This is a genomic window from Brevibacterium sp. FAM 27836 (assembly GCF_051351055.1).
Taxonomy (GTDB): Bacteria; Actinomycetota; Actinomycetes; order Actinomycetales; family Brevibacteriaceae; genus Brevibacterium.
In genome coordinates, this window is record NZ_CP195711.1 from 2251357 (window position 1) to 2272486 (window position 21130).

15 protein-coding genes and 1 riboswitch are annotated in these 21130 nt (G+C 67.5%); of the genes, 10 read left to right on the forward strand and 5 right to left on the reverse strand.

Translation table 11 applies throughout. The features are described 5' to 3' along the window. Window positions 1-6 precede the first annotated feature (6 nt). The gene (locus ACSE4D_RS10120) at window positions 7-1008 is read right to left on the reverse strand and encodes an asparaginase (RefSeq protein ID WP_436325903.1); all 1002 of its coding nucleotides are present in this window, start codon (window positions 1006-1008) and stop codon (window positions 7-9) included. A gap of 53 nt (window positions 1009-1061) precedes the next feature. On the opposite strand from ACSE4D_RS10120, the gene ACSE4D_RS10125 reads away from it, so the two are divergent. The 8 genes from ACSE4D_RS10125 (at window position 1062) to poxB (ending at window position 14833) form a co-directional block, all read left to right on the forward strand. Next, the gene (locus ACSE4D_RS10125; protein ID WP_436325904.1) at window positions 1062-1493 is read left to right on the forward strand and encodes an MmcQ/YjbR family DNA-binding protein; all 432 of its coding nucleotides are present in this window, start codon (window positions 1062-1064) and stop codon (window positions 1491-1493) included. 43 nt (window positions 1494-1536) lie between these two features. Continuing rightward, window positions 1537-4374 (forward strand): DEAD/DEAH box helicase family protein, encoded by a 2838-nt coding sequence (locus ACSE4D_RS10130; RefSeq protein ID WP_436325905.1) that lies wholly within the window; start codon window positions 1537-1539, stop codon window positions 4372-4374. A 57-nt stretch (window positions 4375-4431) separates the two neighbouring features. Next, window positions 4432-5895: a DUF3375 domain-containing protein gene (locus ACSE4D_RS10135; protein WP_436325906.1), complete on the forward strand. Its 1464-nt coding sequence runs from the start codon at window positions 4432-4434 to the stop codon at window positions 5893-5895. After that, window positions 5892-6671: a DUF4194 domain-containing protein gene (locus ACSE4D_RS10140; RefSeq protein ID WP_425118959.1), complete on the forward strand. Its 780-nt coding sequence runs from the start codon at window positions 5892-5894 to the stop codon at window positions 6669-6671. Before ACSE4D_RS10135 ends, ACSE4D_RS10140 begins: the two co-directional genes overlap by 4 nt. After that, window positions 6668-10132, forward strand: coding sequence for an ATP-binding protein (locus ACSE4D_RS10145; protein ID WP_436325907.1), 3465 nt, complete (start codon window positions 6668-6670; stop codon window positions 10130-10132). Before ACSE4D_RS10140 ends, ACSE4D_RS10145 begins: the two co-directional genes overlap by 4 nt. Beyond that, the gene (locus tag ACSE4D_RS10150; protein ID WP_426937000.1) at window positions 10129-11550 is read left to right on the forward strand and encodes a Wadjet anti-phage system protein JetD domain-containing protein; all 1422 of its coding nucleotides are present in this window, start codon (window positions 10129-10131) and stop codon (window positions 11548-11550) included. The genes ACSE4D_RS10145 and ACSE4D_RS10150 overlap by 4 nt, the downstream gene beginning before the upstream one ends. Beyond that, window positions 11537-12703, forward strand: coding sequence for an MFS transporter (locus ACSE4D_RS10155; RefSeq protein ID WP_135539778.1), 1167 nt, complete (start codon window positions 11537-11539; stop codon window positions 12701-12703). The genes ACSE4D_RS10150 and ACSE4D_RS10155 overlap by 14 nt, the downstream gene beginning before the upstream one ends. Before the next feature lie 414 nt (window positions 12704-13117). Continuing rightward, entirely contained in the window at window positions 13118-14833 is a 1716-nt protein-coding gene (gene poxB, locus ACSE4D_RS10160; protein ID WP_135539780.1) for a ubiquinone-dependent pyruvate dehydrogenase, read from the forward strand. A 147-nt stretch (window positions 14834-14980) separates the two neighbouring features. On the opposite strand, the gene ribH is transcribed toward poxB, so the two are convergent. The 4 genes from ribH to ribD all read right to left on the reverse strand — a co-directional run bounded on the left by ribH (window position 14981) and on the right by ribD (window position 18850). After that, complete coding sequence (gene ribH, locus ACSE4D_RS10165) at window positions 14981-15451, reverse strand: 6,7-dimethyl-8-ribityllumazine synthase (protein WP_426937002.1); 471 nt, start codon at window positions 15449-15451, stop codon at window positions 14981-14983. 136 nt (window positions 15452-15587) lie between these two features. Then, window positions 15588-16973 carry a GTP cyclohydrolase II gene (gene ribA / locus ACSE4D_RS10170; protein ID WP_426937003.1) on the reverse strand — a complete coding sequence of 462 codons (1386 nt, stop codon included), beginning with the start codon at window positions 16971-16973 and terminating at the stop codon, window positions 15588-15590. After that, complete coding sequence (locus tag ACSE4D_RS10175; protein ID WP_426937004.1) at window positions 16966-17628, reverse strand: riboflavin synthase; 663 nt, start codon at window positions 17626-17628, stop codon at window positions 16966-16968. The genes ribA and ACSE4D_RS10175 overlap by 8 nt, the downstream gene beginning before the upstream one ends. Window positions 17629-17704: 76 nt before the next feature. Next, window positions 17705-18850, reverse strand: coding sequence for a bifunctional diaminohydroxyphosphoribosylaminopyrimidine deaminase/5-amino-6-(5-phosphoribosylamino)uracil reductase RibD (gene ribD, locus ACSE4D_RS10180; RefSeq protein WP_426937005.1), 1146 nt, complete (start codon window positions 18848-18850; stop codon window positions 17705-17707). Between the two features lie 114 nt (window positions 18851-18964). Continuing rightward, window positions 18965-19093: riboswitch (FMN riboswitch) on the reverse strand. A gap of 115 nt (window positions 19094-19208) precedes the next feature. Between ribD and ACSE4D_RS10185 the strand changes: the two genes are divergently transcribed. Together ACSE4D_RS10185 and ACSE4D_RS10190 are read left to right on the forward strand one after the other, a co-directional pair. Next, window positions 19209-19697 carry a MarR family winged helix-turn-helix transcriptional regulator gene (locus ACSE4D_RS10185; RefSeq protein ID WP_135539788.1) on the forward strand — a complete coding sequence of 163 codons (489 nt, stop codon included), beginning with the start codon at window positions 19209-19211 and terminating at the stop codon, window positions 19695-19697. A 75-nt stretch (window positions 19698-19772) separates the two neighbouring features. Beyond that, window positions 19773-21086 (forward strand): MFS transporter, encoded by a 1314-nt coding sequence (locus ACSE4D_RS10190; RefSeq protein WP_135539789.1) that lies wholly within the window; start codon window positions 19773-19775, stop codon window positions 21084-21086. Window positions 21087-21130: the final 44 nt, after the last annotated feature.

Sequence of the window (21130 nt, forward strand, 5' to 3'; positions counted from 1 at the left end):
CTCGCCTCACCCGAAGTGCGCGAACACCTCAGCCGCGTCGAGGCCGAGGCTCAGTGCCAGGGTGAGGGCGATCCTCGCCTTCCTGGCATCGAGGATCCCGGCCGGGATGAGTCCCGCCTCGAGCAGACCGATCTCACCGCCGAGGTAGCCGTAGGTGCGCTTCAGACTCGCACCGGATCCCGTGCGGGAGGCGAGGACGACGGGCATGGTCTCGCCGAGGCGGGCCACCGCGGGCACCAGGTGCTCGGGCACGTGCCCGCCGCCGACTCCGGAGAGCACGGCGCCGGAGAATCCGGAGCCGGCGATGAGATCAAGGGTCTCCTCCGGCTCGCCCATCCCCACCTCGGCGAGGGCGATCTTCGACAGCCGATCGGGCCGGGGGAGGCCGGCGAACGGTGGCTTCGGCGCGCGCGGTGCGTGCGGCAGGTGGAGATCATCCTCGCTCAGCCACCCGATCGCCCCGAGGACGGGCCCGGAGGAGAACGCGGCCGTCGAGGTCGTGTGCGCCTTCGTGACGAACCTCGGATCGTGCACTTCGTCATTGAACACAAGAGACGCAGGCAGCCCGCCGACCTGGTCGGACAGTGCGGTCAGGGCGGCGCTGCGGACATTCGCGGGCCCATCGGCTCCCGGCAGCGTCGGATTGCGCATGGCCCCGGTGGCGGCGATATGGATGCCCGAATCGTTGAGCAGCCAGAGCCCGAACGCCGACTCCTCCAAGGTATCGGTGCCCTGGGTGAGTACGATGCCATCGGCGGCGGTGGTCCGGGCGAGCTCGACGACGTCGAAGAGTATCTCGAGGGTGACGTTCGCGCTCGAGACCTGTGAGACCTGGGTGAAATCGGCCTGCAGATCCGGCCAGATCCCGTCGAGGCCGGCGGCCGCGGCGATCTCGGCTCCGCTGAGCGCCGGCGCCACCCCGCCGGAGGCGTTGGCCGTCGAGGCGATGGTCCCGCCGAGAGCGGCTACCAGCAGATGGGGAGCAGAGGACGACGAAGAATCAGGCATGATGCGAGTCTAGCGCCGCCTCTCGTGTCCGCGGCCTTTGCTAGTCTTCACGCATGGATCCCGACACCGTGCTCCGCTTGGCTCACGATCAGGCCATGCAGTATCCCTCCGTCGAGCTCGTCCACCCCTTCGGTCCCGAGTACACCGTGTACAAGGTGCGCGGGAAGATGTTCATGATGACCTTCGAGCTGCGCGGTGTGCCGAGCATGAATCTCAAGATCGATCCCCTCGACGGGGAGGTCCTCTGCGACGCCCATGCCGAGATCACCCCCGGCTACCACATGAACAAGAAGCATTGGATCACCGTGGCCGGCCGCGGCGAGCACGGCCGTGACGATGATGCCGATGCCGGCCACGACGGCAGCGCTGGATTCGATGCCGAACTGCTCGGCGACCTCGTCCTCGAGTCCTACTGCCTCGTCGTCGCGAAGCTGCCGAAGAAGGACCGTCCCGTGGACCCGACGACCTTCGGCGGGCGTGAATGATGAGGGGCGAGCAGCCACAGCGTTTGAAGGGCGACGACCGACGATGACCGTCTCAGTGTCGCCCCTGCGCCGCCACCAGCGAGAGGCTCTGGCCACCCTCGACGAGGCGAGTGCGGCCGATGATCGACGCTCGTGGATCGTCCTGCCGCCCGGAGCGGGCAAGACACGGGTGGGCATCGAACATGCCGCCCGTCTGCTCGAACAGGATCGGGTCGGCACCGTCGTCGTCTTCGGCCCCAACACCGCGATCCAGACCCAGCGGGCGCGTGCGTGGAACAGCCTCGGCGAGGGGCGTGGGGCTGAGGAACGTGGCGCTGATGACCAAGGTCAGGCCGCTGGCGGACCGGCCGGAACCGACCGGGAACTGGACGCCGTATTCACCGCCCTGACCTACCAATCGCTGGCGGTCTTCGACGAGGAGCGGGAGTCGACCGGCATCCTCCTCGACGAACTCGCACCGGGCGGCAGACAGCTCGTCGATCGGCTCGTCGACTCGGGCCCGCTCCTGCTCATCCTCGACGAATGCCACCATCTGCTCGAAGTCTGGGGCTCCCTGCTGGCCGAACTGCTCGATCTACTCCCCGAAGTCTGGGTGCTCGGACTCACCGCCACCCCGCCGGGGACGATGACACACTCGCAGCGCGAACTCGTCTCGGTGCTCTTCGGCCGGGTGCGCTACTCGGCATCGATTCCCGCTGTCGTCAGGGAGGGCGATCTGGCGCCGTTCGCCGACCTGGTCTGGCTGACCGAACCGACGCGGGAGGAGAAGGACTGGCTCGCGGCCGAAGCCGTCCACTACACGGAGTTCATCACCGGTGTCCTCGATCCGAGCCGGGGCAGCCTCAGCTTCCTCGAATGGGTCGACCGACGCTTCCTCAGCACCCGGGCCGAGACCGTGAGCTGGCAGAGCATGCGCGCGTCGGTGCCCGATCTGTGCGACGCGGCCCTGCGCCTGCACCATGCCGAACTGCTGCGCCTGCCACCGGGAGCCCGGGTCGGCGAACAGCATCGCCGCGACCCGGACATCGATGACTGGGCGCTGCTCATCGACGATTGGATGCGCCACCACCTCCTCGCTTCCGCAGAACCGGGCGATGATGCCGCCGCCGAGGCGATCCGCCGTGCCCTGCCGGCGATCGGCTACCGCTGGACCCGCCACGGAATCCGCCCCGGCCGTTCACCCGTCGACCGGGTCATCGCCCGGTCCGCGGCGAAACCGACCGCGAGTGCCGACATCGTCGCCCTCGAAGCCGCCGAACTCGGTGAGCGACTGCGCATGCTCATCCTCTGCGATGTCGAATCCGCCACGGCCACGCTCTCGGCCGAGGTCGGCGAGGTGCTGGACGAACGATCCGGTTCCGCTCTGCTCGTCCTCGAGACCCTCATCGCCGATCCGCGCACGCAGCCGCTGCACCCCGTGCTCATGACCGGTCGCACCGTCGCAGGACCGCCCGAGGTGCTCGCCGACCTGCACAGTCGGATCGCCGAACGCGACCGGACTCTGGCCTCAAAGCTGAGCATCAGCGAGCCCGCGGCCGGTATCAGCCGCCTCGAAGGCGGGTGGACGAGCCGGACCTGGGTCCCCCTCGTCACGGAGTGCTTCAGCCGCGGCGACATCCAGGTGCTCATCGGCACTCGGGCCCTGCTCGGCGAAGGGTGGGATGCCCCGGCGGTGACCGGGGTGATCGACCTGTCGACCGCGACCACACCGACCGCCGTGACGCAGACTCGCGGGCGCGCACTGCGCAAGGACACTCACTGGCCCGGGAAGGTCGCACTCAACTGGACCGTGGTGTGCGTCAGCTCCGAGCACCCTCGCGGTGATCAGGACTGGGGCAGGCTCGTGCGCAAACACGAGGGATTCTTCGGCACCGACGCCGACGGGGAGGTCGTCGACGGAGTGGCCCATATCGACCCCGCGTTCTCCGCCTTCGAACCTCCCAGCGATGACAGCTTCGCCGCGATCAACGCCCGGATGACCGCCCGTGCCCAGGCCCGCACCGAGGTGGCCCGGCGCTGGGACGTCGGCGCCGATTACCGGGATGAGGAGCTGCGATCGGTGCGCATCCTCGCAAACTGGGAGAACACCGCCGAGCCCGCGCCGATCACCGAGCACCGGCCCACGGCCCCAGACACCGCCGCCGCAGGGCTGAGCGCCACCCGGCGCCACCTCGGTGGGGATCCCGGCCGACTGCTGCCCTTCGGCTTCGGGCGTGGGGCAATTGCTGCGTCGATCGGCATCGGAGTGCTCCTGGTGATCTCCGCCCTGCTCAGCAGCGGAGTCCTCGCCGCAGGCCTCGGAGCGTTCGCGGCAGTCGTCCTCATCGGTCTGCCCGTGACGCTGTCGATCGCGGGAGCCCGCAGACGTCGCCTCTATTCGCGTCCCCCGACGGTCTCCCAGGTCGCCGGGGCGATCGCCGAAGCGCTGCACGAGGTCGGCCTGAGCACCCAGGGAGCCGAGGCGGTGCGCGTACGCATCGACGCCCGCGGAGACCTGCGCTGCCACCTCGACGCCGACGCCCGATCGGCAGAGACCTTCGCGCTCGCTCTCGACGAGGCGGTCTCGCCGATCACCGATCCCCGCTATCTGCTGCCACGCTGGCATCTGCCGCCTGGCAATCCGGGAATCCGCGGCTGGTGGGATCAGCTGCGCGCAGGGATCGGCTCTGCCCATGAGCGTGACCCCGTATGGCACGCGGTGCCCAGCGTTCTGGGCACGAACCGGGAGCTGGCCGATGCCTTCGCCGCCTCCTGGGGCAGCTGGATCGGCGGGGGCGGTGCCGTCTACACCCGCAATCCTCACGGTGCCGGGATCCTCGTGTCGGTGCGATCAGCGAATCCGCTGGAGCTGACCTCCGTGCTGCGCACGACCTGGCACTGATGCGGTGCAGCGGCGTGGAATTGGCAGACGGGGGCCTCGGCGCAGACAATAGTTGATATGTTAGCCCTTAGTTCAGCACTCGCCTACCGGCGTCTGCTCGAGTCGAATGCCACTCTGCGCATGCTGCGGGCCGACAACCTCGCTGTCATGGCCGGCACCCTCGACGCCCACCTGGGCAAGCCGGGCACCCGGATGAACACCGAGGACCTGCATGAGAGCATCGACGCCGACCTCGAGGAGCTGCGCGACCATTTCGACCTCTCTCTGCGCACGGCGAAGGCCTACTGCGATGACTGGCGGCGGGCCGAGATCCTCGTCCGCCGGCCGGCCACCGCCGCCCGGGGTGAGACCTACGAGCTCTCCGCTGCCGGCTTCGATGCGATCCGCATGCTCGAACAGCTGCGCACCCCACCGCAGACCGCCACCGAATCCCGGCTGGTCAGCCTCGCCCAATCCGTGCGCCAACTGGCCATTGACACCGACCCGGACAGCTCCCGCCGACTCGCCGCACTGATTGCCGAACGCGATCGCATCGATACCGAGATCGCCCGTGTCCGCCGCGGCGACCCCCGCTCCGTCGTCCTCGACCGCAGGCGTGCGAACGAACGCGTCTCCGACATCCTCCAACAGGCACAGGGACTGCCCGCCGACTTCGCTCGCGTGCGTGCCCGCTTCGAAGAGCTCAACCAGGAGCTGCGGATCTCGATCCTCGCCGCCGAGGACTCCCAATCCCAAGTCCTCGACGAAGTCTTCCGCGGCGTCGACCTCATCGAATCCTCCGACGAGGGCCGCACCTTCTCGGCGTTCTCCGCCCTCGTGCGCGACCCCGAACAGTCCGCGTCCTTCGACGACGACATCGCAGCCATCCTCGACCGCGATTTCTCTGCCGCCCTGTCTCTGTCCACCCGCCGCTCCCTGCGCACCCTGATGCGGCAGATGAAGGACGGTTCGCACGAAGTCTCGGACATCCTCACCGAATTCGCCCGGGGTCTGCGCCGCTACGTCCACTCCCACGAATTCCAACGCGACCGCGTCATGCGCACCCTGCTCCAAGAGGGCCTCGCCGCGGCGGCGCCGGTGGCCCAAGAGCTCAGACCCTACGACGAGATCGGCATCGACCTCGAACTCTCCAGCGTCTCCTTGGGCAGCGTCGGCGAAGTCATCCTGCACGACCCCGAGGAGTTCGACGCCGGAGCCGAACTCGACGAGGCCACCGAAACCGAAGTCGACTTCGCCGAACTCATCGCCGTCGCCCGCGAATCCGAGATCGACTTCGCCGAGCTCACCGAGAACATCAATTCCGTCGTCACCTCCGCCCATGAGGCCTCTGTCGCCGAGGTGCTCGAGACCTTCCCCGCGACCCAGGGCCTGGCCAGCGTCATCGGCCTGCTGTCCCTGGCCAGCACGTACGGCCACGTCGATCACGACAACCGCGAAATCCTCACCTGGTCCGGCGTCGACGGCATCGCCCGCACCGCCGCGATCCGCCGCCACTACTTCACCGAAGGCATCACCCTATGAGCCCTGCCGATCACGACACCGACACACCACCCGCCGAGGAGGGGGCCGCCTCGGCGAGGGAGCCCTTCGCTTCCCCGGAGACCGTCGACGACAATCCCAGCGCCCTGTGGTCCGGGGACACCGGAACGCTGAGGGAGCGGACCCGGCGGGTGCTGCTCGAACTGCTCAAGGGCCCCTACGTCTCGGGGACGCAGAGCCCGCAGCTGTGGGCGGCCCTCGTCGCCGACGAAGGACTCGTCCGCTCCCGTCTGCACGACCTGTTCCTCGACCTCGTCATCGACCGGGTCGACGAATTCGCGTTCACTCGCAAGATCGTCACCGATGAGATCGACGCGCCGGCCGCGGTGCGCAGCGAACGGCTCACCTTCCTCGACACGGCGATGCTCCTCGTGCTGCGGCAGCTGCTGCTCGCCGCACCGGGGGAGAAGCGCGTCATCGTCGACCGCGAAGAGGTCTACGAACGGCTCGCGATCTACCGCACCGGCGACGAATCGACCTTCCAACGCAATCTCAACGGTGCCTGGTCGCGGATGAGCAACCGGCTGCGCGTGCTCCACAAGGCCGGCGAGGACCGGTTCGAGATCTCTCCGATGGTGAAGTTCCTCATCGACGAGGATCGGGTGCGTGAACTCATCGCCGTCTATGAGCGCATCGCTGCGGGTGAGACCGATGCCGGTGAGGATTTCGGCGATGCTGATACGGGTGCCGGCGATGCTGGTGCTGAGGGCGATTCTGGCGGCGACGCTGAAACTGACACCGAGGAGGACGACGCGTGACCGAAGCACTCTTCCCACTCGACGCTGCGTTCGTCGCCGAGCAGGCACGGGCCCGCGGAGCGAACCGTCCCGACGTCGGCAGCCAGTGGCGACTCAGCGAGATCCAGATCGCGAACTGGGGCACCTTCGACGCCGACATCCACCGCATCCCCGTGTCGCACAAGGGTCACCTCATCACCGGACCCTCCGGTTCGGGCAAGTCCTCCCTCCTCGACGGCATCGCCGCCGTGCTCACCCCGGACAAATGGCTGCGCTTCAACGTCGCCGCCCAGACCGCCGGCAGCCGCGTCGACCAGCGCAGCCTCGTCAGCTACGTCCGCGGGGCGTGGACACGGACCGCCGACACCGAAGAGGACCGCGTCGTCAGCAAGTATCTGCGGCCCCGGGCGACCTGGAGCGGCATCATCCTCCGCTACGACAACGGCACCGACCGGCCGCTGTCCTTGGCCCGGCTCTTCTTCATCAAGGGCTCCGGTACGAAGACGACGGACCTCTCCGACGCCTGCGTCCTCGAGCGCGGAGAACTCGATCTCTCCGAACTCCAGCACTATGCCCGCTCGGGACTCGAGACCCGCAAACTCAAGGCCGACCGCCCCGATGCCGTGGTCACCTCGAACGGACACCACGGGAAGTTCTATGCGCGCATGCGCAAGACCTTCGGCATGGCCGACGAATCCGCCCTCCAACTGCTGCACAAGACGCAGTCGGCCAAGAGCCTCGACAGCCTCGACCGGCTCTTCCGCGACCATATGCTCGAAACCCCGGTGACCTTCGACCTCGCCGAGACCGCCGTCGCCCAGTTCGGCGACCTCAAAGACGCCCACGACCATGTCGTCGAACTGCGTCGTCAACGCGACCACCTGCTCCAGCTGCGCGAAGCCGCCGCCCGCTTCGAATCGGCCAACGACGTCGCCGCGGAATCGATCGCGCTCAGCGACGCCCTGCTGCCGTACCAGAAACGACGCGAACTCGATATCCTCCGGACCGACCTCTCGGCACTGACCCGCCGAATCGTCGAACTCGAGGTCACTGCCGACCGGGCGCAGCGCGACTATGATGCCGCCGTCGACGAGTACGACCTGGCCCGGCGGGCCACGCTCGAACTCGGCGGGTCTGAGGCCGAACACCTCCAGCAGCGCATCGACACCGCCGAGACCGAACGCCGCGCCATCGCCGAACGCTGGGCCGGTCTGGCCCGTCAGCTCGAACAGGCCGGCATCGACGCGGCACCGACCACGGCCGCGGAGTTCGCCGAACTCCAAGCCCAGATCGCGTCCAGCCTCGACGACGACACCCAGGTGTCCGGTCCCAGCCACGCCGACCACGACCGGTTCTCCCAGGCCCGCGCCCGGGTGCGGGAGCTCGAAGGCGAGATCGAATCCCTGCGCCGCTCCGGATCGACCGTGCCGAACAACCTCATGGCGATCCGGACCGAACTCGCCGCCGGCACCGGACTGAGCGAGAAGGCCCTGCCCTTCGCCGCCGAACTCATCGAGGTCGACCCCGCAGAAGCCCGCTGGACCGGGGCGATCGAACGCGTGCTGCGCCCGATGGCGCTCACCGTCCTCGTCCGGTCCGAGAACCTCTCGGCCGTGCGCACCTGGGTCGACGCCCACCGCATTCGCGGTCGCCTCGTGTTCGAGGAGATCCCGCATTCGGTGTCGAGCCCACGCCCCGTCGGCAGTGAGAAATCCCTGGTCAACAAGGTGCACGTGTCCGACACCGGATTCGGTGACTGGGTGCGGTCCACCCTGTCCGAACGCTTCGACTTCGCGTGCGTCGACCACCCCGACGAGCTCGACGACCACCCACGCGCCGTCACCGTCAAAGGTCAGGTCAAGACCTCACGCACCCGGTATGAGAAGGACGACCGGCGGCGCATTGACGACCGCAGCCAGTGGGTCCTCGGCGACCGGGAAGCCAAACTCGAAGCGCTCATCGCCTCACTCAAGGAAGCGCAGTCCGAACTGGCCGCAGCCGAACAGATCGTCGCCGCCGCCGATGCTGAAACCGCACAGGCGCACCGTCGCCGCGGCATCCTCGCCGGCATCCGCGAACAGTCCTGGCGTGACGTCGACCGGGACGGGGCCGCCGAGAAGGTGGCGACCCTGGAGCGGCAATTGGCCGAACTCGAAGACGCCGACGGTGACCTGCAGCAGGCGATCGGCGCCGAACGCCAAGCGAAAACCGTCAAGGACACCGCTGAGAACGCGAAATCCGAAGCCGACTACGCGCTCCGCCGGGCCAATGAGGGATCGGCGGATCTGCGCTCGAACATCACCCGGATCGAGGACGACGTCAACGCCGGTCGCATTGCCGAAGTCGAGGGCCGCCTCGGCGAACAGTTGGATGATCGGTTCCGGAAGGTCCAACGCAGCATCAAGCGCGAGAACCTCGCCGAGGTGGGCCAGCAGGTCTCCCAGATTCTGCAGGAGGAGAAGGACCGCGCACAGGTCGTGGCCAGGGACGCCAGCAACGCCGTGACCCGGTTGGCGGCAGAGTTCAAAGCCGCGTGGCCGTCGGTATCGTCACAGCTGACAGCCGAGGTCGACGATCGGCGGGCGTATCTGGGGATGCTCGACGAGATCCTCGCACACGGTCTGCCCGATCATGAGAACCGGTTCCGGGAGCTGCTCCAACAGCGCTCCCGCGACCTCATCGGCGAGCTGCTCAACGAGATCCATGCCGCCCCGCGGGAGATCGATGATCGGGTCGCCCCGATCAACTCCTCCCTGCTGCGCTCGCAGTTCGACGAGGACCGGTACCTGCGGCTGAAGGTCAAGACCCGCCGGTCCGAGACCGTCAACGCCTTCATCGCCGATCTGCGCTTCGTGGCCGCGGGCAGCTGGGGCGAAGACGATATGGAGACCGCGGAGAAGAAGTACGACACCCTCGCCGAGGTGATGCGCCGATTCGCCTCCAGCGAGCACGTCGACAAGGTGTGGAGGACCCACTGCCTGGACACTCGTCTGCACGTCAGCTTCCTCGCCGAGGAGATCGATGATCACGGGCGGGCGCATGCGACCTACGATTCGGGTGCCGCAATGTCCGGTGGTCAGCAGCAGAAGCTTGTGATCTTCTGCCTGGCCGCGGCGCTGCGCTACCAATTGGCAGACCCGGACGAGGCGATCTCGAAGTACGGCACGATCATCCTCGACGAAGCCTTCGACAAGGCCGACACACGCTACACCCGGATGGCGCTCGACATCTTCATCGAATTCGGATTCCACATGGTGCTCGCGACCCCGCAGAAGCTGCTGCAGACGATCGAACCCTATGTGGGTGCGGCGACGTCGATCGAGAACCCGAGTCGGCAGAAGACCCTCACCTCGACGATGGTGTGGGACGCAACCGAGCGTGCGGACTCCGACGGCGCGGGCGATGTGAGCGAACTGGAAGGTGCCGGCGAACCGGTCGGCGCGGACGATGTCTCGAACTCTGAGGAACCGGACGCACAATGACCATGCTCTCCGTCGCCGGGGCCCGGACGAAGGCGCGCGCTCGTCTGAACTCGTCCATGGCCGCCTGGGCCGCGGAGGGCAGCGGCGTAGTGCGCCTCGAGATCGCGCTCAAGCCGCCGACGGAGAAGCAGGTGCTCACCGATCAGGCTGCCGCCGCCGAGTGGGCCGGCAGCTGGAGGGCAGCCGAGGAGACAGCCATCGGATGGGCCTCGCCGACGGCGCCGGGATCGGTCGCCGGGACTCGCTCGGGACTCGAGATCGACTGGGAAGACCGCAACTGGGCCCGGGTCGGTCGCCAACGCATTCCCATCCGTGTGCGCCTGACCACCGCGGACGCGGTCGCTGATTTCGTCGGCGGCGAGTCCGCCCGCGACTGGCGGAGACTGCGCGACCGGGCAGCGACGATCCGCGACCGATTCGCAGCTGAGCCGGGCAGCGTCGAACAGATCGACGCTGATGACCCGGACGGTCCCGGCGCCGGCGGCACCGGTGACGACGACGCACTCGCCGCCGCGATTCGGTCCCAGGCGAAGCGGATCCTCGGGTTGACCGACGCCGCGTTCACCACCGTCCTCGACGTCGTCGACTGGCTGCGCGGCCACCGGCTCGGAACACTGCGACCGAGGCAGCTGCCCATCCGCGGAGTCGACTCCAAGTGGTTCGAGACCCACCGCAGCCTTGTCACCGCACTCCTCGGCGGAATCGGGCACGCCGACGCCGTGACCGTCCTCGACGCCGAACCGCGACTGCGTCTGCGCATCCTCGACCCGGCCCTGAGGGTCACGGCGGAGCCCGCCGCTCCGGCCACCGGCCAGGCGGCCGATATCAGCCTGGCCGGCCTCGATGACATCACCGCACCGATCTCGCAGCTCGGCCGCCTGCCCATCGCCCCGCAGTTGGTCTTCGTCTTCGAGAACCTCGAATCCGTGCTCGCCATGCCCGCCTGGCCGGCCGCCGTGGCCGTCCATGGTTCCGGCTATGCCGTCGACGGGGTGGCTCGGTTCGACTGGATTGCCGACGCCCGAGTGATCTATTGGGGTGACCTCGACTCTCACGGGTTCGCGATCCTCAATAGGCTGCGCAGCCACCTGCCGGCCGTCGAATCCGTGCTCATGGACGAAGCGAACCTGCTCGCCCACCGGGACCTGTGGGTGCCCGAACCGAAACCGAGCACCGGCACGTTCGCCCACCTCACCGGCACGGAACTGCGTGCCCTCGACCGGATCCGCGCCGAAGGCAACGTCCGGCTCGAACAGGAACGCATCCCCTGGGACACGGCACTGAACCGACTGCGGACCGCGGTCGGAAACCCGACGCCGAGCCGCCTCGGCGAAGGGGAGGGCGATCTCGGTGCGGGGACGAACCGTGGCACGGAAACGGAGCGTCTCCTCGGCGAAGGCGACGATGACGACGGATAAACCGCGCGGAGGACTGACCGCCCTGTGCATCGCGGAGTTGGTCTGCTGGGGCCTGCTCTACTACTCGCTGCCCGTCGCGGTCACCCCGATCTCAGCGGATATGGGCTGGAGCCATACGACGGTGACGGCAGCATTGACGATCGGACTCATCGTCTCGGCGCTCATGGGACCCCGCGTCGGGCGGATGCTCGACGAGCACGGGCCGCGACTGATCATGGGCGCGGGCACGCTCATCGGCGTCATCGCGCTCGGACTCGTGGCGGTCGCCCCGAACCTCGTCGTCTTCTTCTTCGCTTGGATCCTCGCGGGCTTCGCTCAGGCTGCGACCCTCTACCCGCCGGCCTTCGCCGTCGTCACCCGCTGGTACGGGAACGAACGGACGAAGCCGCTGACGACGATCACGCTCGTCGGTGGGCTCGCCTCGACGGTGTTCGCGCCGATCATCGCCTGGCTCATCGACGTCTGCGGATGGCGGGGCACCTATGGCATCCTCGCCGGTCTGCTCGCGGTCCTGGCACTGCCGATGCATCTGCTCTTCCTCAACCGGAGATGGACCGACGAAGCGGCCGCGGACCGGGTGCGACCGAGCCGGGCCGAACTGCGGACGATCACCCGACACCCGCGCTTCATCATCCTGCAGATCGCGGTGGCCATCGCGACCTTCACCCTCTTCGCGTTGACGATCAACATCATCCCCGTCCTCATCGAACGCGGAGCCGGGTACAGTCTCGCCGCGATCGCCCTCGGGCTCGTCGGCTTCGGTCAGGTGGCGGGACGCTTCGGCTATCCGAGCCTGGAGCGGCACACGAGTCCGCGTGCCCGCACCGTCCTGCTCTTCGCCGCCGGCGCCCTCGGGCTGTGGCTGCTGGCGCTGGTGCCGAGCCCGATCTGGATGCTCATCGGCATCGCCATGGTCACCGGGGGAGTGCGCGGCTGCATGACCCTCTTCCAGGCCACAGCCGTGTCCGACCGTTGGGGGACGAAGAACTTCGGAGCCATCAACGGCGTCTTCGTCGCCCCCATCACCGCCGGAACGGCTCTGGCCCCCGTGGCCGGGCCCGCCCTGGCCGATGTCATCGGCGGTTACGGCTGGATGTCGATGACCATGGCCGGACTGCTGACCCTGGCGACCGTGCTCTCGGCCCGGACCTGAGAGGGCCCTCCCAGCCGACCCTCGCATCGGCAAGCCGGCAGTATGGGCGCTCGAAGAGCAGATCGCGAAGGTCGGAGTTGCTCGAGCTTCAACTGCGGATTTCAATACAGCACGCGTTTCGAGTTCTGCTGCCTTCGGTTCAGGCAGATCGTTATACGGTTCGGTCGGCATCCACATGTGCAAAGTCGATTGCTGCATTCGCGGAACGTGTAAAAGAAATGGCGAATTCTTTACACGTCCTGTCGATATGGCAATCTGCCTGTCACGTCCGGACCGTCCCAGCTGCTTCGCGCTGTCACTGCTCTCACATATCCAGCCGGTGGACTCGGGGATAGACTGACGGTGCGGTCCACGCATACGCCGGGGAACGCAGACGAGCTACCTCGGCGTTCGTGTTTCAACGGAAGGAAGTCAATGCCCACCGTCGCCAGAAACATCGTCGATACCCTCGTGGCCAGCGGAGTCCAGCGCGTCTACGGCATCCCCGGAGACTCGCTCAACGGCTTCACCGATGCGCTGCGGGTCAACCCTCAGCTCGACTGGGTCCATGTCCGCCACGAGGAGGCCGCCTCCTTCGCCGCCAGCGGTGAGGCCGCACTGACCGGCCAGCTGGCCGTGTGCGCCGGCAGCTGCGGGCCCGGCAACCTCCACCTCATCAACGGTCTCTACGATGCCCAGCGGTCGCGAGTTCCCGTGTTGGCGATCGCCGCACAGATCCCCAGCGACGAGATCGGTTCGAACTACTTCCAGGAGACCCACCCGACCGAGCTGTTCCGCGAATGCAGCGTCTACGTCGAAAACGTGGCCACTGCCGAGCAGATGCCCCGGCTGCTGCGCATCGCCATGCGCGAGGCCGTCGAGAAGCGCGGCGTCGCGGTCCTCGTCATCCCCGGTGACATCGGCCTGACCGAGATCAGCGCCGCCGCCGAGGTGGTCCGGTCCTATCCCTCGCACGTGATCCCCGCCGAATCCCAGGTCGAGGCCGCCGCGAAGGCGCTCAACAAGGGCAAGAAGGTCACGATCCTCGCCGGCGCCGGCACCGAGGGCGCTCATGATGAGCTCATCGCCATCGCCGACAAGCTGCAGGCACCGATCGTCCACGCCCTGCGCGGCAAGGAATTCGTCGAGTACGACAACCCCTTCGACGTGGGCATGACAGGTCTGCTCGGCTTCTCCTCCGGCTATCACGCGCTCAAGGGCTGCGACACCCTGCTCATGCTCGGAACCGACCTGCCCTATCAGCAGTTCTATCCCGAAGACGCGACCGTCATCCAGGTCGACGTGCGCGGCTCCCAGATCGGGCGGCGCACCCCGGTCGACATCGGCCTGGTGGGGACGGTGGCCGATACCGTCGACTCACTGCTGCCTCTCATCAAGGGTCACCGCAGCAGTTCTCATCTCAAGACGATGACCAAGCACTATGCGAAGACCCGCAAGGAGCTCGACGAACTCGCCACACCGTCGAAGCGCACCATCCACCCGCAGTACCTCACCCGGCTCATCGACGAGATGGCCGATGATGATGCGGTCTTCGTCCCGGATGTGGGATCACCGGTGACCTGGGCGGCGAGGTATCTGACGATGAACGGCAAGCGCCGCCTCATCGGCTCCTTTAGCCACGGCTCCATGGCCAACGCCCTCTCCCAGAGTGTCGGGGTGCAGTCAGCGTTCGAGGACCGACAGACCATTGCGCTCGCCGGTGACGGCGGACTGTCGATGCTGCTGGGCGAACTCATCACGCTCACCCAGAACAAGCTGCCGGTGAAGACGGTCGTGTACAACAACTCCTCGCTCAACTTCGTCGAGCTCGAGATGAAGGCCGCCGGTTTCGTCACCTTCGGCACCGAGCTCAACAACCCCGACTTCTCCACCATCGCCGAGGCGGTCGGGATCAAGGGGTTCCGCGTCGAGAAGTCCAAGGACCTGCCGAAGGTGGTGCGTGAGTTCCTCGCCTACGACGGGCCCGCAGTCCTCGACGTCGTCACCGAGCGGCAGGAGCTGTCGATGCCGCCGACGATCACCGCCGACCAGGCCAAGGGCTTCGCCCTCTACGCCATCCGCACGGTGATGTCGGGCAAGGGCGATGAACTCATCGACCTCGCACGGACGAATATCCGCCAGCTCTTCTGACGCTGCGCCTGACGCCACGCCTGAGGCTGCGCCTGACGCTGCGCCTGAGGCCTCTGCCGAGAAACAGGTTGAGTGCCGAGAAACGGGGGTGCACTCCCGCGTCTCGGCACTCAACCTGTTTCTCGATGAAACCGGGAGAGGTGCTGGTCAGCTGAGACTGTAGGGGGCTAAGGCCTGAGCGGTGACGAGGGCTGCGGTCATCGCCTCATGCCCCTTGTCTTCCTGCGATCCCTCGAGCCCGGCACGGTCGAGCCCCTGCTGTTCGGTGTCACAGGTGAGCACGCCGAAGCCCACGGGCTTGCCGGAGTCGATGGCCACACGGTTGAGGCCGTCGGTGGCGGCCTGGCAGACGTAGTCGAAGTGCGGAGTGCCACCGCGGATGACCACGCCGAGGGCGACGACCGCGTCGAAGTGCGGCATCAGTCGTGCCGCGGCGACCGGCAGTTCGAAGCTGCCGGGAACGCGGATGAGCGTGGCTTCGGCACCGGCCTCGGCGGCGGCGCGTTGGGCTCCGTCGACGAGTCCGTCCATGATCTGGGTGTGCCAGGAGGCAGCGACGATGGCGACGCGCAGATCGGCGGCGTCGACGGTGAGTGCGGGGGCTCCGGAATGGGCCATGGGTATGTCCTTTGCTCAAGGGCTCGGGTGAGCCTGTCGTGCGGGTTCGGAAGAGCCTGGTTCGTTCCTGACGAGAGTGCGGTGACCCCGTCGTGGTCTTCGTATGATCGGTGCCGCCAGGGCCGGCGGCTGAGCGTCAGCTGGCGACGGCCCCGGTGGATTCGGCGCTGTCGCGGGCAGTCCCCGTGACCTCGGGCAGCGTGAGCGCATGGTGCATGCGTTCGCGCTTCGTGGCCAGGTAGTGGGTGTTCTCCGGGCGGGCGGCGACCTCGAGCGAGACCACCGCCTCGACCGTGATGCCCAGCTTCTCCAGTGCTGCCGTCTTCGCCGGGTTGTTCGTCAGCAGTCGGATGCGTGTGAGACCGAGCGAACGCAGAATCGCTGCGGCGGCACGGTAGTCGCGGGCATCATCGGTGAACCCGAGGTCACGATTCGCATCCACCGTGTCTCGGCCCTGATCCTGCAGCGCATAGGCACGCAGCTTGTTGCTCAGTCCGATCCCGCGGCCCTCATGCCCGGTCAGGTAGATCACCGCCCCTCCACGGTCGGCGACGAGATCGAGCGCCCGGTCGAGCTGCTCCCCGCAGTCACACCGATGCGAACCGAAGACATCCCCGGTCAGGCACTCCGAATGCACACGCACCAAGGGCGCCGGACCGTCAGATGCAGAGTCCAACGATCCCGCGAACACGCCGAGGTGGTCGTGCCCGTCGATCGTGAACGCGCGGGCCCGCAGGCTCCCGTGCTTCGACGGCAGCGGAACCTCCGCGGTCGAAAGCAGGGGCTCGTCTCCCGCCTGTGCGTCGGCGCCGGACATCGCGGAAGTTGCAGAGGTCTCGGTGCCGGTCAGTGCGGAAGACCCCGTCGACGGGGCCTCGTCGACGCCGCCTGCATCCCGGGCATCGAGGTAGGCGATGAGCTGCTCGATGGAGACCATGACGAGGTCGTTCGCATCGGCGAAGTCACGGACCGCGTCGAAGCGCATCATCGAACCGTCGTCGTGGACCACCTCGGCGATCATCGCCACCGGCTGCGCACCGGCCAGGCGCGCGAACTCGACACCCGCTTCGGTGTGGCCCGGGCGTTCGCGGACCCCGCCGTCCTTCGCGACGAGCGGGAAGATGTGACCGGGCCGCGAGATCGCTGCCGGATCGGGGGCCGCTGCGGCGAGCACCCGGCCGGTCTCGGCACGTTCGGCGGCGCTGATTCCCGTGGTCACTCCCACTGCGTCGCAGCTGATCGTGTAGGCGGTGCCCTTCGGGTCCTCGTTGTCGGTGACCATCGGCGGCAGTCGCAGGGCACCGGCGCGGTCGGCGGTCATAGGGGCGCAGATGACGCCCGAGGTGTGGCGGACGAAGAAGCCGATCGTCGCGGCGTCGGCGTATTCGGCGGCCATGATGAGGTCGCCTTCGTTCTCCCTGTCCTCATCGTCGACGACGAGGATGGGACGGCCGGCGGCGACGGCGGAGATGGCCGCGTCGATCGGGTCGAGGCGGCTGGCGTGAGCGACTGAATCAGTCATGATCGACTCCTTGCTGAGTGCTGTTGTGCGTCGTAGACGATGAGAAGGACAGGAGGCGGGCGGTGTACTTCGCGAGCACATCGACTTCGATGTTCACGGCCGCGCCGACCTCGAGCTCGCCGAAGGTCGTGTGGGTCAGGGTGGCCGGGATGAGGCCGACCTCGACCCACGCGTTGGGGGCCGAGGGTTCGGACACGGCGGTCAGGGTCAGGGACACTCCGTTGAGGGCGATGGATCCCTTGACCGCTGTCAGCGGAGCGAGGTCGTTCGGGACCGCGATGCGCAGGGTCGACCAGTCGGGCCGGTCGATGCGGTCGATGAGTTCGCCGCGTCCGTCGACGTGGCCTTGGACGACGTGACCGTCGAAGCGCCCCGAGGCGGGTGTGCAGCGTTCCAGGTTGACCCGGTCGCCGGTGCCCAGCGTGCCGAGCCCGGTCAGACGCAGCGTCTCGCCCATCACCTCGGCGGTGAAGCGTCCCGGCTTCTGCGCAGCGGACCGTCTCGTCGAGGTCAGGCAGATGCCGTTGACGGCCAGCGATCCGCCGAGGTCGAGATCGGCGACGAGATCGCCGGCATCGATGGTGATCGCGGCCGAATCGTTCGTGTGCTCGATGGTCTCGACGGTGCCGAGTCCTTCGATGATTCCGGTGAACATGTGCCTCCGTGATGCTGAAGTCGTGGTGCTGAACAGTGAGTGTCGAGTGGGGCAGCGGTGGGCCCGCTGCGTGTCGTCAGGGGCCCGGTGGGCCTGAGACGGTCGATCCTGAACCCGTCGACCCTGCCCCTGTCGACCCTGAAACCGGCGGGGCGGATCCCGGTGGTGTCGTCTCTGTGGCGAAGTGGAGCAGGAAGTCGGGGCCGAGCGTTGAGAGGGCGGGCACCTCGGTGTCGTCGGGGACCAGTCGAAGCGCCTCGCTGAGGGTGCCGATATTGAGCCCTTCGATGCTGCGCCGGCCTGGGCCGATCAGCAGCGGCGCCTGATAGCAGAAGACCTCATCGACGACACCGGCGGCGAAGAAGGCGGCGAGGATCCGCGGCCCGCCCTCGACGAGGAGGTGGCGGACCTTCTCCTCGTGCAGTCGGTCCAGGGCTTCGCCGATGTCATGGGTGCGCAGCCGGAGGGTGTCGGGGTTGAGCGCGAGGAAGGATTCGGCGGGCAGCTCGGTGTCACCGAGCACGACGGGCCGCGGCTGATTCGGCAGGGCGGTCCCGTCCGCTTCGCGGGCGTTGAGTCGCGGATCATCGGCCAGCGCCGTGCCGGTGCCGACGAGGATGGCATCGACGCGAGAGCGGATCTCATGGGCGTGCGCCCGGGACTGCGCCGAGGTGATCCATTGGCTGGTCCCGTCGGCGGCGGCAACGGCCCCGTCGAGGCTCTGCGCGATCTTCACCGTGACGAAGGGCCGGCCCTCGGACATCGCCGAGACCCACCGGGCGTTGAGAGCGCGGGAGTCCGCGCGGTGCAGTCCCGAACGCACTGTGAGCCCCGCCTCGGCGAGGATCTCACCGCCACCGGCGGCCAGCGGATTCGGGTCGGGTGCGGCGAAGATGACGGACGGGATTCCGGCGGAGCGGATCGCCTCGGTGCATGGCCCCGTCCGACCGTAGTGGGAGCAGGGTTCGAGCGTGACGAACAGCGTCGCAGCGGACAGGTCGATGTCGAGATCGTGAGCGGTGGTGATGGCATCGACTTCGGCGTGTGGAGTGCCGGCGCCACGGTGATGGCCGGTGACGATCTGGCCGTCGTTGGTCAGGATTGCGGCGCCCACGAGCGGATTCGCCCCGCGGAATCCTTCGCGGGCCGCGTTGAGGGCCGCGGTCATCGCCGCGGATTCGAGTTCGGTGAACTCCGCTGCCTCCGTGAGCTGCGCGCCCATGAAAAAACCTCCCGAGCCTTCGCCGGGAGGGAGGATATTGCGGATGCAACCATCAGAGCGGCCGGACGCTGACGGCGGTGCATGCGAATGCACGGCTCCACAGCGGCCGAGGCCACCATGCTCCTCCCATCCAGACTCTGACTGTCGGTTTCGGAATTTCACCGAATCAACCGCCTGCACGAATGCCAGCGGGTCGCGGACTATGACCGCCGGTACGGAATTTCACCGTCCCCGGAACATGTGAGGCCAGATTAGCACGACCATCGCCGAGGCGGATGTGGCGTCCGCCACAAGCTGACCTCCGCGCGTGGCGGAGCCGGATTTGCTGTGATGCATAACCGGGGTATATAAAGAGGTTATGGATGATGTGGATTCAGCAGAGCTCGTATCGCGTCTCGTCGTCGTCTCGTCGCGTCTGACCAGGGCGTTTCGGCGAGTGATCGGCAACGAGAACTCCTTGGCCGCCCTGCGAGCGCTCGCAGTCGTCGAGCAGTATCAGCCCGTTCGCGTCGGGCATTTCGCCCAAGGGTACCTGAGTTCACAGCCCGCGGCGACGAAGCTCCTCGCCAAACTTGAGGAGGCCGGACTCGTCGTCCGGGAGGCGAGCCCCACCGACGGGCGCGCCTCGCAGTTCTCGCTGACCGATGCCGGCCGGGAGAGGCTGGCCGAGAACCGCTCGATCATGATCGATCAGATGCAGCCGTACTTCGAATCGCTCAGCGTCGAGGAGCGGCAGAGCGTCGATCGGGCGCTCGGGCTGGTCTCGGACTTCCTCAAAGATCGGCATCCGGTCGACAGTGTCGACGAATCCGCGGAAGCACCGGAGTCGGACGCGAACGTGGACTAGGCGACGAATCCACTACGGGTCTCACCCGTGATCTCACAACAGAAGGCACCACACGAAAGGGGACGCGGCCAGCAGATGAGAGCGTCAGCAGACAACGAAGCCACAGGAGACGAAACACCCGGCGACACCGGGGCGGGAGCGTCCATCCTCCATCAGCCACGTGCCGTCTGGGCAGTTGCGTTCGCCGCCGTCATCGCCTTCATGGGCATCGGTCTGGTCGACCCGATCCTGCCGGCCATCTCGGCTGAACTCGATGCCTCTCCCGCCCAGTCGATGCTGCTGTTCACCAGCTACCTGTTCATCACCGGCGGCATGATGTTCTTCACGAGCTTCCTGTCCTCGCGCATCGGCGCGAAGACCACGCTGCTCGTCGGGCTCGTCCTTATCGTCGTATTCGCCGCGCTCGCGGGATTCTCCGGTTCCGTCGACCAGATCATCGGCTTCCGCGCCGGTTGGGGTCTGGGCAATGCGCTCTTCATCTCCACCGCCCTGTCGACGATCGTCGGTGCCGCATCCGGCGGCGCGGATAGGGCGATCATCCTCTACGAGGCGGCTCTGGGCGTGGGTATCGCCACCGGCCCGCTCCTCGGCGGGCTGCTCGGCGGAATCTCGTGGCGCGGTCCGTTCTTCGGCACCGCAGTCCTCATGGCCATCGGCTTCATCGCCATCGTCGTGCTGCTGCCGGGAGGCACGAACTCGGGCGGACCGTCTGCCGAGCCGATCAGGCTCAGTGCCACATTCCGGGCGCTCGCTCGTCCGGGAGTGGCTGTGCTCGGTGTCTCCGCGCTGCTGTACAACTTCGGCTTCTTCATCCTCCTGGCCTACAGCCCCTTCCCTGTCGAAGCGGCCGCAGCAAAGATGGGCATGGAGGACTTCGGAGCCATGGGACTCGGCTACGTCTTCTTCGGCTGGGGCATCTGCGTGGCGGTCACCTCGGTGTTTGCGGCTCCGCAGCTGACCAAGCGGATGGGGCGCCGCCGCAGCCTCATCGTCACCCTCGTCGCGCTCGCTGTGCTGCTGGGTGTCATGTCGTTCCTCGTCGACTCGTTCGTCGGCATCATCATCTGCATCATCGTCGCGGGCATGTTCCTCGGCGTGCTCAACACGGTCTTCACGGAATCGGCGATGGAGGTCAGCGACCTGCCCCGCCCGGTGGCTTCGGGCACCTACTCGGGTGTGCGCTTCGTCGGCGGTGCCGTGGCGCCGATCGTCGCCGGAGCCGTGTCCGAGTCGATCGGGGCCGGTTCTCCGTACCTCTTCGGAGCCGGAGCCGTGCTGCTGTCGGTCGTCGTCATCTCGGTGGGCTGGAAGACGCTGCGTCGCGTCGACGGCCATATCGACGAAGCTCCGGTCGACGAAGCATACGCTCTGACCGGGGGCGATGCCTGAGGCATCGAGACATTCCCAGCGGCGCCCGAAGGACAGATCCTCGG

What these genes read in the sequence shown, in the direction of transcription:
- ACSE4D_RS10120 (WP_436325903.1), bottom strand. Translation starts at nt 1,008, where the DNA reads ATGCCTGATTCTTCGTCGTCCTCTGCTCCCCATCTGCTGGTAGCCGCT.
- ACSE4D_RS10125 (WP_436325904.1), top strand. Translation starts at nt 1,062, where the DNA reads ATGGATCCCGACACCGTGCTCCGCTTGGCTCACGATCAGGCCATGCAG.
- ACSE4D_RS10130 (WP_436325905.1), top strand. Translation starts at nt 1,537, where the DNA reads ATGACCGTCTCAGTGTCGCCCCTGCGCCGCCACCAGCGAGAGGCTCTG.
- ACSE4D_RS10135 (WP_436325906.1), top strand. Translation starts at nt 4,432, where the DNA reads ATGTTAGCCCTTAGTTCAGCACTCGCCTACCGGCGTCTGCTCGAGTCG.
- ACSE4D_RS10140 (WP_425118959.1), top strand. Translation starts at nt 5,892, where the DNA reads ATGAGCCCTGCCGATCACGACACCGACACACCACCCGCCGAGGAGGGG.
- ACSE4D_RS10150 (WP_426937000.1), top strand. Translation starts at nt 10,129, where the DNA reads ATGACCATGCTCTCCGTCGCCGGGGCCCGGACGAAGGCGCGCGCTCGT.
- ACSE4D_RS10155 (WP_135539778.1), top strand. Translation starts at nt 11,537, where the DNA reads ATGACGACGGATAAACCGCGCGGAGGACTGACCGCCCTGTGCATCGCG.
- poxB (WP_135539780.1), top strand. Translation starts at nt 13,118, where the DNA reads ATGCCCACCGTCGCCAGAAACATCGTCGATACCCTCGTGGCCAGCGGA.
- ribH (WP_426937002.1), bottom strand. Translation starts at nt 15,451, where the DNA reads ATGGCCCATTCCGGAGCCCCCGCACTCACCGTCGACGCCGCCGATCTG.
- ribA (WP_426937003.1), bottom strand. Translation starts at nt 16,973, where the DNA reads ATGACTGATTCAGTCGCTCACGCCAGCCGCCTCGACCCGATCGACGCG.
- ACSE4D_RS10175 (WP_426937004.1), bottom strand. Translation starts at nt 17,628, where the DNA reads ATGTTCACCGGAATCATCGAAGGACTCGGCACCGTCGAGACCATCGAG.
- ribD (WP_426937005.1), bottom strand. Translation starts at nt 18,850, where the DNA reads ATGGGCGCGCAGCTCACGGAGGCAGCGGAGTTCACCGAACTCGAATCC.
- ACSE4D_RS10185 (WP_135539788.1), top strand. Translation starts at nt 19,209, where the DNA reads ATGGATGATGTGGATTCAGCAGAGCTCGTATCGCGTCTCGTCGTCGTC.
- ACSE4D_RS10190 (WP_135539789.1), top strand. Translation starts at nt 19,773, where the DNA reads ATGAGAGCGTCAGCAGACAACGAAGCCACAGGAGACGAAACACCCGGC.